This window comes from Colwellia psychrerythraea 34H (assembly GCF_000012325.1).
GTDB lineage: Bacteria > Pseudomonadota > Gammaproteobacteria > Enterobacterales > Alteromonadaceae > Colwellia > Colwellia psychrerythraea_A.
This window is the reverse complement of record NC_003910.7, coordinates 3,921,430-3,935,097: the sequence shown is the minus strand read 5'-3', so window position 1 is coordinate 3,935,097 and position 13,668 is coordinate 3,921,430. Positions and strand designations below refer to the sequence as shown.

The following is a 13,668-nucleotide window of genomic DNA, read 5'->3' as shown; positions in this document are numbered from 1 at the left end:
TCGTTATGGCATTAATAAGTAAATCAACACTGAAAAAGCGTGGCTTAGATAAGCTAAAGCATAAAGCAAATGAGTTACTCAATCGCACTCTCGATCAGCATGTAACTTTGGCAGTTACTGGGTTAAGCCGTAGTGGTAAAACAGCCTTTATTACTTCACTGGTGAACCAATTAATCAATGAAGGTAATGGCACTAAACTTAGCTTTTTTGACCCTGTACATAATGGTAACTTTATTGCGGCTAAGCGTGTGCCACAAAAACACTACCATGTGCCAAGGTTTGATTATGACTCAGCAATTTCCGCTTTAACGTCAGAGCCTGCAACTTGGCCTGAACCGACTCACGGTATCAGCGAATTACGATTAGCTATTCGGTATCAGCCTAAAAATTCAATACTAAAATATGCCACGGACATGGCAACACTGACACTAGATATTACAGATTACCCAGGTGAGTGGTTACTTGATTTGCCTATGCTCAAACAAACGTATCAAGAATGGTCACAGCAAACCTATTCGTTAATGACAAGTTCTCCAAGGGCAGAGTATAGTAATAGTTTCTTAGCTAAGTTAAATGAAATAGATCCTTTTGCTTGTGCTAGTGAAGAGCTTTTATCTGAATTAGCACAAGAATATACCGCGTTATTACATACTTTTCGTCATCAACTTGGTTTGTCAGTTATCCAGCCTGGACGATTTATATTGCCTGGCGACTTAGCAGGAGCACCTATTTTAGAGTTTTTCCCTTTCCCTGGTTTAGATAAACTTGATGCTAATGACTATCAAAATGCACCCGATGATAGTTTTATTGGCATGCTGCGGTCACGGTACTTGGAATACAAAGAACAGGTTGTACGTAAATTCTATCGTGAGCACTTTCTTCGTTTCGATCGACAAATAGTACTTGCTGATTGTTTAAAGTCATTGAATAAAGGGAAAGAAAGTTTTGCCGATCTAGAGTTAGCGATGTCGATGATTTTAGAAAGTTATAATTATGGTAAGTCTGGCTTTTTTTCTCGTTTATTTTCACCAAAAATCGATAAACTACTTTTTGGTGCCACCAAAGCTGACCACGTTACTCCTGAGCAACATGGTCCATTGGTGGCATTACTAAATCAATTGATTCACCAGAATAAGCAGCATTTAAACTACGAGTCAGTACAAGTTAAAACGTTAGCTATTGCTTCTGTTAAAGCAACCCAGTCAGGTATGAGTAAACATAAAGGAATCGATGTTCCTGTCATTCAAGGTCAAAGTATAGGTCACGCTAATTTGGAAGAATCGGCAGGAATATTTGGTCAAAAAATCACTGTGTTTCCAGGCGCGGTTCCTAGTCAGTTACCTAACGATGATTATTGGCAATCGAATAGCTTTAATTTTATAGAGTTCGCACCATTAAGTGGACTTAATAAACAACAATGTTTACCACATGTACGAATGGACCAAGTCTTACAGTTTTTACTAGCAGATAAAATGATATGACCACTAAAGATAATGAAAACTTACAACAGCAGCAAATTCTTTTTAGCGAAAGTGATTCTGTCACAGAGCAAGGTAAAGGCCAGTTCAAAGACGGGGAGGCTGGTGCTACTTTCACCGAACAAGTTGTTTTTGATAACGATACCTACCTGCCTATGTCGCTTGATGAAAATGGACTCGATGAAGTAAGAAAAACTGAGCTTGACGATGAGCAACTTCATCAAGATATTGATGTTGTACAGGGCGGTAAACGTTCATGGTTGTGGCGAACAATAGGTACTTTATTTGTCATTTTACTCGCGATTGAAGCGGTTGATTTTTTTATCGTAGGATTCGAACAATCGCCAATAATTACTAGTCTTTATGCGTTGTTATTAGCTTCGTTAACCTTAGTAAGCACAAATTATCTATGGCGTGAGTTCATAGGGCTGAAACAATTTAAAAATCGTCAAAAAATGAAACAGCAAGCAACAGAGCTGTTGTTAATAGATTCAGAACAATTAACGGAGCATTCAAATAAACGAGGGAAAGATTTTTGTGAAAACATTAGCAATAACTTACCCTGCGATTTGGTTTTTGACTGCCCCAAAGAACAGCAAGTTTGGCATGATGCGTTAGCAGCTGATTATAGCTCTAGTGAATTAGTTCAACTGTACTCACGAGTGGTATTAAGTAAAGTTGATGAAAAAGCATTAAACGAAGTTGCAAAATTCTCTACCGAAGCGGTTGTTTTAATTGCGCTAAGCCCCGTCGCTTTAATAGATATGTTGATTATGTTATCGCGTAATTTACGTATGATAAATAAAATTGCAGGACTTTACGGCTTAAAATTAGGGTATTGGAGTCGTATTAAGTTAATAAAACAAGTCTTTGTTAATATGGCTTATGCTGGCGCTAGCGAGTTAGTTGCTGATTTTGGCAGTGATATGTTGGGTGCTGAATTGTTAGGTAAGTTATCTGCCCGGTTTGCCCAAGGATTGGGTGCTGGAATGCTCACTGCAAGATTAGGCGCTAAAACAATGGAGCTATGCAGACCTATACCTTTTAAAGAAAAACCAAAGTTAACACAAGTCCGTAAAAAAATTGCTCAGCAAATTAAAGCTTTAGTCAGCCCATCAAAAAAATAACAGCACAATAATATTGTGCTGTAATTAATCATGTAACCTTTCATGTACAACAAATGCCTTTGTTTGTTTTTTGACCGTTTCGTGTTGCTTTATTTTATCTCCCTAGATGTTTTAAGATGAATACAGTAACAAAACAAAAATTTAATTCGTTAACGCCTCAGCGTAAAGGCGTTAATGATAAAAATTATTATATAAAAACGATCACAACGTCGCTTAAGAAGAAAGGTAAATAACATGGCAAAAGGAACAAAGTATGTTTCGAAGGTACCTGATGAACATGGTTTCATAGAGTGGTCAACCGAAGAAAACTTAATTTGGCAAGAGCTATTCACTCGTCAAATTGCATGCATTAAAGATAAAGCGTGTGATGAATATCATGAAGGCTTAGCAAAATTAAACTTACCAACTGACCGCATACCTCAACTTGATGAGGTAAGTAAGGTCTTAAAAGTATCTACTGGTTGGGAATGTTACCCTGTGCCTGCATTAATAGGTTTTGGCGAATTCTTTAGATTACTTTCTGAAAAGAAATTTCCTGTAGCTACTTTTATACGTAGCAGGGAAGAAATGGATTACTTACAGGAACCCGATATTTTTCATGAAATATTTGGTCATTGTCCATTACTGACTAACTCTTCATTTGCAAATTACACTGAAGCTTATGGAAAAATGGGCTTGAATGCGACTAAAGAGCAACGCGTATTTTTAGCACGCTTGTATTGGTTTACTATTGAATTTGGTTTACTTGATACACCAAAAGGCCTACGTATATACGGCGGTGGGGTGCTATCTTCTCCTGGAGAAACCGATTACGCCATGAATAATACTGACGTTGACCGTAAGCCTTTTGATATATTAGATGTATTAAGAACACCTTATCGAATAGATATTATGCAGCCAATTTATTATATGTTAACCAAAGTTTCTGATTTAGATGAGATTCGAAAATTTGAAGTTGATGACATCATGGAACTGGTTGCCCAAGCAGAGGCACTCGGCTTGCACGAGGCTAAATTTCCGGTGAAAAAAGCCAGTTAATATTTCTATAAAAAAATGTAAAAAATGCCAACTCAGTGATGATTAAATAATAATTATTACTATAACCAAACTACATGAAGATGCAGGTTTTAGCTGGAATTAGAAACGTCTTTAGGCAAGGCATTGATTGAAGATAATAGTTATTCTATTGTCGAAATTAATAACGCAGCATAAAGTGTTTCAAAACCAGCCCTGTGAGGGATGTCTGAGCAAAACATGCTCTTCGTTGCCTCCTTTTTTAAGGGAATAACCCTTAATTAGATGAGGCGGCTTGATCAGGAATCGCTCAGGTGTCCTGAAACACGTACCTTTAAGTAGCTTAGGTATATAACCTAAAGAATTTATTAAGGATAAATAATGACTGTACAATCAAACAATAAATTAGCGAGCCAAGTTTGTGAAGCTTGTCATGTTGATGCGCCAAAAGTAAGTGACGAAGAACTCAAAGAGCTTATCGGATTAATTCCTGATTGGGTGCCACAAGTGCGCGATAATGTCATGATGCTTGAACGTGAATACAAGTTTAAAAATTATAAGTTAGCATGGGCGTTTGCTAATAAAGTTTCTGAGTTAGCAGAAAGTGAATTTCATCATCCGTCAATATTACTTGAATGGGGTAAAGTTACTGTCACTTGGTGGACACACTCAATTGGTGGTTTGCACAAGAATGATTTTATTTGTGCAGCAAAAACAGATCAGTTGGGTGATTAAATCATTCCAGTAGAATAACTAGCCAAATAATGCCACAACATATTATACAAAATGTAACTTGGTTAATGTTGTGCTTTATTATCGTAAAAATTAGTTTACAATAGCCCTTTCTTTAAACTCTAGATTTAAATTCTTGAGTTGAATTCTTGAGTTAAATTCTTGATTAAGGGCTATTGAATGCGTTTGGAAATTACTTGTCATGACCGTGTTGGCATGGGACAAAAAGTATTAGGTATATTTGTCGAACACGGCATTAATGTACGTGGCATTGAGTTAATGCAGCCTGGGCGTATTTTTATTAATATTCCCAGTTTAGACTTCTCTGATTTGCAAACATTTATGCCGCAATTACGCTTGCTTGAAGGAGTAGGTGATGTAAAAACTGCCCCTTACATGCCATCTGAGCGTGAAAGAAATGAACTTGCTACCTTAATTAAAACCTTTCCAGACCCCTTTATCTCAATTGACAGAAAGGGCAATATCCGAATTGTTAACACCATCGCCTCGAGTATTATTGGTGAGAGCGAAACGTCTCTAGTTGGTCAACACATTAGCTTGTGGTTGAAAGGTTTCAACTTTAATCGTTGGTTAGATGCCAATGATGTACTTGCTCAAACTCGACGGTTGAAATTCCAAGGCGATGACTTTGTCGCTGATATTATGCCAATTCACGTTGCTGATGAAGAACACAAGCAAGTACTTGCTGGCGCTGTGCTAATTTTAAAGTCTGAAGCACGACTTGGCCAGCAAATGAATGTTTTTAAACAGCCTAATGAGAATACTTTTTCAGGTATTCAAGCAAGTTCAAGCGCAATGCGAAAAGTCATTCGTGAAGCTAAACGTATGTCGTCACTCGACTCTTCAATTTTAATTATGGGTGAAACGGGTACCGGTAAAGAGTTATTAGCAAGAGCGTGTCATGGTGCTAGTGAACGCGCAGAAAATCCTTTTATGACGTTAAATTGTGCCGCATTGCCTGATGATGTTGCAGAGTCTGAATTATTTGGTGTCGGTGAAAAAGAGCAAGAGTCAAGTAAGCGTGGAATCTTTGAACTTGCCGATGGCGGTACTGTATTCCTTGATGAAATTGGCGAAATGTCAGCCAAATTACAAAGTAAATTATTGCGAGTAATTCAACACGGCAGTTTTAGACGTGTGGATTCTGAGCAAGAAGTTACGGTGAATGTACGTATCATTAGCTCTACCAACAAAGATCTACTTAATCTTGTTTCAATAGGGGATTTTAGAGAAGATCTCTATTATAGATTAAACGTATTTGGCCTCACATTACCCGCTCTTAGAGAGCGTCGTAGCGACATTTTACCACTTGCTGAGTTTTTTATTATCAAAGCCGCACAGCAAATTGGCCGTACCCATCTGAAGGTAAGCGATGACTGTCGTGATTTTATTGAACATTATCCATGGCCAGGTAATATCCGTCAGTTAGAAAATGTACTGACACGTGCTGCTTCGTTGCTGGAAGGGGATGAAATAGAAACTACACATCTACAGCTACCAGCTTATACCCGTGAACACGGTTATTTAGAACAAGAGTTCGAAGGAACACTAGATGCTGCAGTTAAAAGCTTTGAAGCAGATTTATTGCGTAAATTGTATCCAGCTTACCCAAGTACTAGACAACTCGCTAAAAAGCTTGGCCTTAGTCATACTGCAATTGCAAACAAGTTACGTGAATATGATATTAATAAAAAGACTGTGAAAATTTAATTTTAATTAATTGAGTTGGTATAACTTGGCATAAATGTGTGTGTTTTCGGCAGTTTGCTAGTGTAATAAAAGCCGTAAAGAAAATTTTCCGTATTGTTTTTACTAAGCTGCCACTATTGCTTGGTTGTCAGTGAAAAAATTCGTACCATACTTTTATGCTTTAAATGTATCGATAACTATTAGAAAGGTTTAAGAATGAAACTAGCAACACTTAAGAATAATACACGCGACGGTCAACTGGTAGTTGTTAACCGTGCTCTGGATAAAGCGGTAGTAGTTAGTCATATTGCTGCAACATTACAAGCTGCTCTTGATAATTGGAGTGAGATTTCACCAAAATTGGCTGAAGTTTATCAATCGCTAAATAATAATGAAATTACTGATACCTTAGTTTTTGAACAAGCAGCATGTGAATCACCGTTACCTAGAGCTTATCAATGGGCTGATGGTAGTGCTTATGTAAACCATGTTGAATTAGTACGTAAAGCAAGAAATGCTGAAATGCCTGCAACATTCTGGACAGATCCTCTAATGTACCAGGGCGGCTCAGACGCATTTATTGGTCCACGTGATGATATCTCAATTGCTAGCGAAGAGTATGGCATTGATTTTGAATCTGAAGTGGCTGTGATCACTGATGATGTGCCTATGGGGATATCGGTAGAGCAAGCAGCGAATCATATTAAGTTACTAATGTTGGTAAATGATGTTTCTTTGCGTAATCTTATTCCAGGTGAATTAGCGAAAGGTTTTGGCTTTTTCGCATCAAAACCTTCAAGTGCTTTTTCTCCAGTAGCAGTAACGCCTGATGAACTTGGCGATGCGTGGGATGGCAAAAAATTACACCTACCATTGACTACACATCTAAATGAAACGCTATTTGGCCAACCGAATTGCGGTGTAGACATGACATTTGATTTTCCAACGATTGTTGCCCATGCTGCAAAAACACGTCCACTTTCAACTGGTTGTGTTATTGGCTCAGGTACGATTTCAAACTATGACCGTTCAGTAGGCTCAAGCTGTTTAGCTGAAATACGTATGTTAGAGATAATTGCGGATGGTAAGCCAACTACCCCGTTTATGAGTTTTGGCGATACTGTTCGCATTGAAATGTTTGATAATGAAGGCGCAAGTATTTTTGGCTCAATTGATCAAAAAGTGGTTGAGTATAAAGCGCAGTAATTTTTAAGTTGCCGTAAGCTTATACATAGACTTTAAGTCAGCTTTTTAAAAATAATAAAAAAATGCTAATTATCAACACAGGGCTAACTATAGTAGTTAACTGGGTCAGGTAATTAGCATTTTTGTTTGTAAAGAATAATAATCATATGAAGGAAACACTATGAAACTTTATGGCTATTGGCGCTCAACAGCAGCGTATCGTGTCCGAATTGCACTGCACATGAAAGGTATTGCCTTTGAGTCAATCTCAGTACATCTTGTTAAAAATGGCGGAGAACAGCACCATAATACCTACAGTGAGCTCAACCCAAATCACTTAGTGCCAACCTTAGTTGATGGTGATTTTTCATTAAACCAATCTTTGGCTATTATTGATTACTTAGATCAAACCAACAGCGAAAACTATTTATATCCCAAAGAGGCAAAAAGTAGAGCGAAAGTACATGCTTTAGCGTTAGATATAGCTTGCGAGATTCACCCTCTCAATAACTTACGGGTGCAGCAATATTTAACTAACTCATTAAATATAACAGAAGAAGCGAAGCAGTTATGGGTTGAATACTGGATGAATGTTGGCTTTATCGCAATAGAAAAGCAATTAGCGAGCAGTGCAGGGCAGTTTTGTTTTGCCAATACCGTGAGTGTTGCTGATATTTGTTTAGTGGCGCAAGTTTATAATGCGCATCGATTTAACGTTGATATGAGCGCTTACCCGATAATTAATAAAATAGTCAAAAACTGTAATGAATTGCCTGCTTTTATTAATGCTTTACCAGAGAACCAGTCAGACGCAAAGTAATAGGGCTCAAGTCTCGTCGATACTTTAAAAATATTGATATTAAATGGCCTTCCGTAAAGAAGTCGGCTATTTTTAAGTAATACATATTTTGAAATAATAAATAATACAAAAAACCACATAAAAAACAATAAAAAAACGTTTTGATGGTTGCATCACAAGACAAAAAGCGTTGCAATAATACCTACTCAGCATTAACAAAAATAATTCGGATGGCAATGGACAATTCAGAACCTACACAACAACTAGAGCAGGGCAAGAGAGAGAGAAACTCGGGTCCACTTATTATTTTTATTGTTACTTTAATCTTAGTAGCTGTCGCTTTATGGCAATTTTCAGGCGGAAAAATTGAAAAGCGTCCTATAGATTCAAGTGAATTATTAAAACAAGAGCCAGTGATACCTGCTTCTCAGTCAACACAAAAGCAGGAAGATGATGAAGCGCTTATAGAGTTACCGGTTACAGTCGTTGTCGAAGATGTGGAGCCGATAGAACAAGAAGTGACTATCACTTTACCAAAATTAGATGAAAGTGATGATTGGTTGCAAACGAAATTACCTGATTTAACTTGGCGAAATGAATTGTTACCACTGCTGATTACGGAAGATATTATTCGCCGTTTTGTCGTTTTTACTGATAACTTTGCCCAAGGACAGCTGGCCTATGAACATAGCCTTTTTATTCAGCCTAAAGAGAAGTTCTCTGTTGATGAGCAATCAATCAATGTTGATAGCGAACAAAATGTATGGCAATGGGATAGTAAGACAAGCAAGCGTTTTGATCTATACGTTGATCTGCTCCGCTCTGTGGACAGCACAACGCTAGTTAATTGGTATATTGATATGAAGCCATTGATTGATGAGGCATACAATGAATTGGGGTATGAAGAAGATTTTACCTACACACTGCAAGATGCAATAACCAGAGTACTTGATATGGATTTGCCTAAATCAACCATGGATGTAACTCGAACCAGTGTAATGTATAAATATAAGGATCCTCAATTAGAAGCATTAGAGGATAGTGATAAACTTCTGTTGCGTATTGGCAAAGAAAATCTATTGATTATTAAGTCAGTATTATTAGAAATTAATGAAAAACTAGCTAAGCGAGTAGAAAAGAAAGATTAATTTCGATAATAAGAGTGAAAAACAATCAAGTAGTCGCTTTTTTCTAACTTCTACTTGCATCTGTTCGAATGATTAGCGATAATTTGCGCCGCTTTAAGGACAAGATGTTTTTAAAGCCTCTATGGTGACCCTTTCGGTCCCCTCGCAATGATACTCTGTGAACTCGGCCAGGTCCGGAAGGAAGCAACCGCAGCAGACGACTCATGTGCCGAGGTGTGGCTGATTGGGTTGCCACCCAATTTCTATATATCCCTCTATTCTGTTTACATCAAAAAAATTCAAAAAATACAGTAATAATTTTACTCTTCATATCAGAAAAATTCTGAGTATGATGAAAAATTCTATGTCGACTTTAATGTCAGATATGACGTTTTGGCATCGAGTTAAACCACAGATGTTACATCAACAATAAAATTAAATCGTAGTTTTGTTCAAAATTGGCCAAGATATCATTTTGTTTAATTTGTTTTACATAGTGATTATAAATATCATCTGAAGATTAGACAAAACTTCTTTAAAAAACCATTGAGCTAGTAATGCCCAATCGAGATAATAGCTTTTCTAAACTATTTAGCTCGTTTTCCGTTTTCAAAGCCCATCTATTAAATCCGCACCCTTTTCAACATATAGAAAACACCATCATTTTCAGTAGTAAATAAACTTTGTACTGCATTTAAACGTTACATTTGTAATTAAAAGTTTACGTAATATTGCTTTTTTATATTAAGTTATTGTTTTTGTTATATATATTTAACTTCTTGTTTGCCCATTAATTAATGCTGTAGCACTAATTAATGTCTTTTATAATTCATAAGCTTATGTTTTTACTATTTATTATTTTTAAAATTGATATTTGTTACTTAATTGTAACTATATTAATATTTTTTTTACAGTTGTTTCAGGTGATTAATTTTAATATCGTTTAAAATGATTTTTTATAATTAACTCATTGTAAATAATTAAGTTTTTTGTTTTTGTTTGTTGTGTTTAATTGTTTCTGATATGAGTATTAATGTATCTAAATGTTAAGGTTATTACTATTTTGTTACAAATAGTGTTGACGATTCCGCTAATCCCCGTTTACTATCTTAACTGACTGGTCAGGTCTTACGACTTGATAAGAGATAAACGAGGCAGTATAGCCTTGAGTCTTTTCGTAATAAAAACAAACAAACAAATAAACAACCAATCACCGATGTGATCCAGGGAGTAAACATGTATAACAATAGTAAAGTAGCTAAAGCAATACGACTAGCTATGATAGTGAGTGCAAGTGCAGCAGCAACAATTTCAGCGCCAGTTTTTGCAGCTGAAGCTGACGAACTTGAATCAGTAGAGCGTATTTCCGTTACTGGTTCTCGAATTAAAAGAGCTGAATTATCAACACCATCTCCGACACTCACGATTAATGCGCAAGAGTTAGTGCGCTTTGGTAACCCAGATCTTGGTAGTATGTTAGCCGAATTGCCTGCACTTGGTGCAACAAGTACTATTATTGGTAACAATAATGATGGCGCTGAAGCTGGTGTTAGCTCTGTTGATTTACGTCGTTTAGGGACTAAACGTACTTTAGTCTTAATTAATGGTAAACGTCATGTAGCCGGCTCTCCTGGTTCTTCTCAGGTTGATTTATCAACAATCCCAGCAGCTCTAATTGAACGTGTTGAAGTCATTACTGGTGGTGCTTCTGCTATCTATGGTTCAGATGCTGTTTCAGGTGTTGTAAACGTTATCTTGAAAAAAGACTTTGACGGTTTAGAGTTTAATTTGACCGGTGGTAATTCAACTGAAAGTGTTGGCAATGAAAACTATACTTTCAGTGTGTTAGGCGGTACCGATATAGCTGATGGTAGAGGTAATATTACTTTCTTCGCTGGTATTGAAGATACCACTGAAGTGATGTCTTCAGCTGTTCGTCAATGGGATAGCTGGGGATCTGTAATTAACCCTGATAATGAAGGCGAAGAAGACGGTGTTTTTGATAAGTTCCGTCGACCTAATGTCGGTTCTGAAATGATCAATGATTTCGGTGTCATGAATCCATTTAGCGGCGATCGTTTTACTTTTGATAAAAGTGGCAATAGACAAGATGCTTGTTCACGTAGTTTAGATAATAGTTTTGCTTTTGGTGAACTTGAAGCAAGTTGTGGTGATCGTGGTTTCTTCGGTGAGCAGTATGAAAACTATATTCCTGGCGTGCAACGTACTACAGTTGGTTCTACTATAAATTATGAAATTACTGAAAATATCAATTTCTTCGGTGACTTTAAATATACCAGAGCTGATATACAGCAGCAGTTTCAACCTAGCTTCCGATTCGGTAGTATTGATATCAATGTTGCAGATAACGCTTTCTTAAGTGATGAAGCAAGAGCTGAACTTGGTGGAACCGGTACTGCTTCTATGGCTAAGTTCTTTGGTGAACTTGGTAATCGCTCTTCTAATCATAATCGTGAATTGTTCCGTTTTGTTGGTGGTTTGGATGGTTTCTTCTCATTAGGAGATACTGATGTAGATTATGAGTTATTTTACATTTATGGTGAAACAAGCAACAACCGTGTAAGTGAAAACGACCTGATTCCAGGTAATTTAGCTGCGGGCATTGATTCAGTTATTGATCCAGCTACAGGACAAGCAGTTTGTCGTAGTCAACTTGAAAGTGCTCAAGATGCTGATTACAGTGATCCTGCTACGGTTGATGCTGGTAGTTGTGTTGCTTATAACCCATTTGGTTTTGCGCAATCTTCTCCTGAAGCATTAGATTGGGTTTCTGCCGATGTAACGCGTAAAGATGTTATTAAGCAAGAAGTTATTGGTGGTAGTTTAGCTGGTGATACAGGTGCATTCTTCGAGTTACCTGGTGGTGCTGTTGGTATAGCCGCTGGTTTTGAATATCGTACTGAATCATCATCAACGATTACTGATGAGTTAACTAAAAGTGGTGCAACTACTAACTCGGCAACACCCGATGAATTTGGTGAGTATGACGTAACTGAAATGTTCGTTGAAGTTAGCTTACCACTTATTTCAGGACAATTTTTAGCTGAAGAATTAACACTTGATGGTGCATACCGTTACTCTGATTATTCTCATGCAGGATCTGTTGATGCATGGAAAGTAGGTATGATGTATGCGCCTATTGCAGACTTACGCTTCCGTGGTACTTACGGTGCAGCGGTACGTGCGCCAAACATATCTGAAGCTTTTAGCCCACTATCGCCAGGTTTTGCACGTGTAAGCGATCCGTGTGATGCTGATAACATTCTTGACGATCCAGATCGTGTAAGTAACTGTGCTGCATTAGGTATTCCTGTTGGATTCGAAGCAAATGATAATGTAAGTATCGATACTTTCTCAGGTGGTAATGATGAGTTAACACCAGAAGAGTCAACTTCACTTACCATCGGTACAGTATGGACGCCTAGTTATTTAGAAAACTTCTCAATTACATTAGATTTCTACGATATTGAAATTAAAGATGCAATTATTGAAGTAGAATCACAAGATATTGCTGATAACTGTGTGGATGCAACTGGCGGTCCTGATGCTGTATATTGTGGTGCTGTAGATCGTAGTGCAACAACATATGATATTGACTTAGTTCGTTCTGGTTTCTTAAATGCTTCTGCTTATAATACTTCAGGCATTGATGTAGAAATGCGTTATAACTTTGCACTTGATAGTTTAGGTGTTCCAGGCGAGTTATATTTAAAATTATTCGTAAATAAACTGCTTGAATTAGAGCAATTTGAATTTCAAGATCGTCCTGATGAAATCAATGTTGAAGTTGGTGAAACAGGTGACCCTGAATTACAAGCAAGTTTTTCAGCGACTTATAACTTAGATGATTTATCAGTTACTTGGCAATCACGTTATATTGATCGTGTTGTAACTTATGATGTATCACCTGGTGGCGGTTCACCTGAAGATTTAGAACAAGGTTATATTCCTTCAGTTACCACCCATGATTTATCGTTTAATTACATTGTTAGCGAAAATGTTAAAGTGAATGCTGGTCTTCGTAATATTTTTGATAAATTACCGAAAGGCTGGACGAATGATCCATTGTATGATTTAGTTGGTCGTCGTGCCTATGCAGGTGTAACTGTTAACTTCTAATAGTCTTTGCAATGTATTTAGCTAGTTTTAAAGTCTAAATTTATTGCTAAAGTGAATAACGTGTCTGAATTATGGACTGTTATTCTAACTAAATAATAATCCCTAACCTCCATCAGGTTAGGGATTTTTTATGTTTAAAAATAAGTGGGTATAACAATGGCATACTTTGAAATCGAAGAACTATTTAACTGTTCACTTTTGGCTATCGATACACAATGGGTTGGATGGGTATTATGTTATGCGTGAGGAGATAAATTACTTCTAGGAAATAATCGAGGGATTTAAATTAATAAAGTATGTCATAGAAAAGGTGAGTCAGGATTATGTAACAACACTAGGACTAAGTCATTGCTCGC

Annotated in this window: 8 protein-coding genes, 1 other RNA gene and 1 pseudogene; all 10 read left to right on the top strand. The window is 37.0% G+C overall.

Annotated features, from left to right (window positions below):
• The first annotated feature begins 5 nt into the window (after window positions 1-5).
• The 10 genes and pseudogenes from CPS_RS16850 to CPS_RS16810 all read left to right on the top strand — a co-directional run bounded on the left by CPS_RS16850 (window position 6) and on the right by CPS_RS16810 (window position 13,312).
• A complete protein-coding gene (locus CPS_RS16850) occupies window positions 6-1,481 on the top strand; it encodes a YcjX family protein (RefSeq protein ID WP_011044522.1) in 1,476 nt (491 codons plus the stop codon).
• The gene (locus CPS_RS16845) at window positions 1,478-2,605 is read left to right on the top strand and encodes a YcjF family protein (protein ID WP_011044521.1); all 1,128 of its coding nucleotides are present in this window, start codon (window positions 1,478-1,480) and stop codon (window positions 2,603-2,605) included. The genes CPS_RS16850 and CPS_RS16845 overlap by 4 nt, the downstream gene beginning before the upstream one ends.
• A gap of 219 nt (window positions 2,606-2,824) precedes the next feature.
• A pseudogene (phhA, locus tag CPS_RS16840) lies at window positions 2,825-3,643 on the top strand (phenylalanine 4-monooxygenase); the annotation flags it as partial.
• A 357-nt stretch (window positions 3,644-4,000) separates the two neighbouring features.
• Complete coding sequence (locus tag CPS_RS16835; protein ID WP_011044518.1) at window positions 4,001-4,354, top strand: 4a-hydroxytetrahydrobiopterin dehydratase; 354 nt, start codon at window positions 4,001-4,003, stop codon at window positions 4,352-4,354.
• Window positions 4,355-4,531: 177 nt separating this feature from the next.
• Window positions 4,532-6,082 (top strand): transcriptional regulator TyrR, encoded by a 1,551-nt coding sequence (gene tyrR, locus CPS_RS16830; RefSeq protein WP_011044517.1) that lies wholly within the window; start codon window positions 4,532-4,534, stop codon window positions 6,080-6,082.
• Window positions 6,083-6,277: 195 nt separating this feature from the next.
• Complete coding sequence (locus CPS_RS16825; RefSeq protein WP_011044516.1) at window positions 6,278-7,267, top strand: fumarylacetoacetate hydrolase family protein; 990 nt, start codon at window positions 6,278-6,280, stop codon at window positions 7,265-7,267.
• Window positions 7,268-7,427: 160 nt separating this feature from the next.
• Window positions 7,428-8,066 (top strand): maleylacetoacetate isomerase, encoded by a 639-nt coding sequence (gene maiA / locus CPS_RS16820; protein WP_011044515.1) that lies wholly within the window; start codon window positions 7,428-7,430, stop codon window positions 8,064-8,066.
• 215 nt (window positions 8,067-8,281) lie between these two features.
• Complete coding sequence (locus CPS_RS16815; RefSeq protein WP_138140307.1) at window positions 8,282-9,193, top strand: DUF3014 domain-containing protein; 912 nt, start codon at window positions 8,282-8,284, stop codon at window positions 9,191-9,193.
• 131 nt (window positions 9,194-9,324) lie between these two features.
• An RNA gene (gene ffs, locus CPS_RS23495) (signal recognition particle sRNA small type) lies at window positions 9,325-9,421 on the top strand.
• Window positions 9,422-10,408: 987 nt separating this feature from the next.
• Window positions 10,409-13,312 (top strand): TonB-dependent receptor plug domain-containing protein, encoded by a 2,904-nt coding sequence (locus CPS_RS16810; protein WP_011044513.1) that lies wholly within the window; start codon window positions 10,409-10,411, stop codon window positions 13,310-13,312.
• Window positions 13,313-13,668: the final 356 nt, after the last annotated feature.

Excerpts from the sequence above, each read along its gene's own strand:
- CPS_RS16845 (WP_011044521.1), top strand. The coding sequence starts at position 1,478 with ATGACCACTAAAGATAATGAAAACTTACAACAGCAGCAAATTCTTTTT.
- CPS_RS16815 (WP_138140307.1), top strand. The coding sequence starts at position 8,282 with ATGGACAATTCAGAACCTACACAACAACTAGAGCAGGGCAAGAGAGAG.
- CPS_RS16835 (WP_011044518.1), top strand. The coding sequence starts at position 4,001 with ATGACTGTACAATCAAACAATAAATTAGCGAGCCAAGTTTGTGAAGCT.
- CPS_RS16810 (WP_011044513.1), top strand. The coding sequence starts at position 10,409 with ATGTATAACAATAGTAAAGTAGCTAAAGCAATACGACTAGCTATGATA.
- maiA (WP_011044515.1), top strand. The coding sequence starts at position 7,428 with ATGAAACTTTATGGCTATTGGCGCTCAACAGCAGCGTATCGTGTCCGA.
- tyrR (WP_011044517.1), top strand. The coding sequence starts at position 4,532 with ATGCGTTTGGAAATTACTTGTCATGACCGTGTTGGCATGGGACAAAAA.
- CPS_RS16825 (WP_011044516.1), top strand. The coding sequence starts at position 6,278 with ATGAAACTAGCAACACTTAAGAATAATACACGCGACGGTCAACTGGTA.
- CPS_RS16850 (WP_011044522.1), top strand. The coding sequence starts at position 6 with ATGGCATTAATAAGTAAATCAACACTGAAAAAGCGTGGCTTAGATAAG.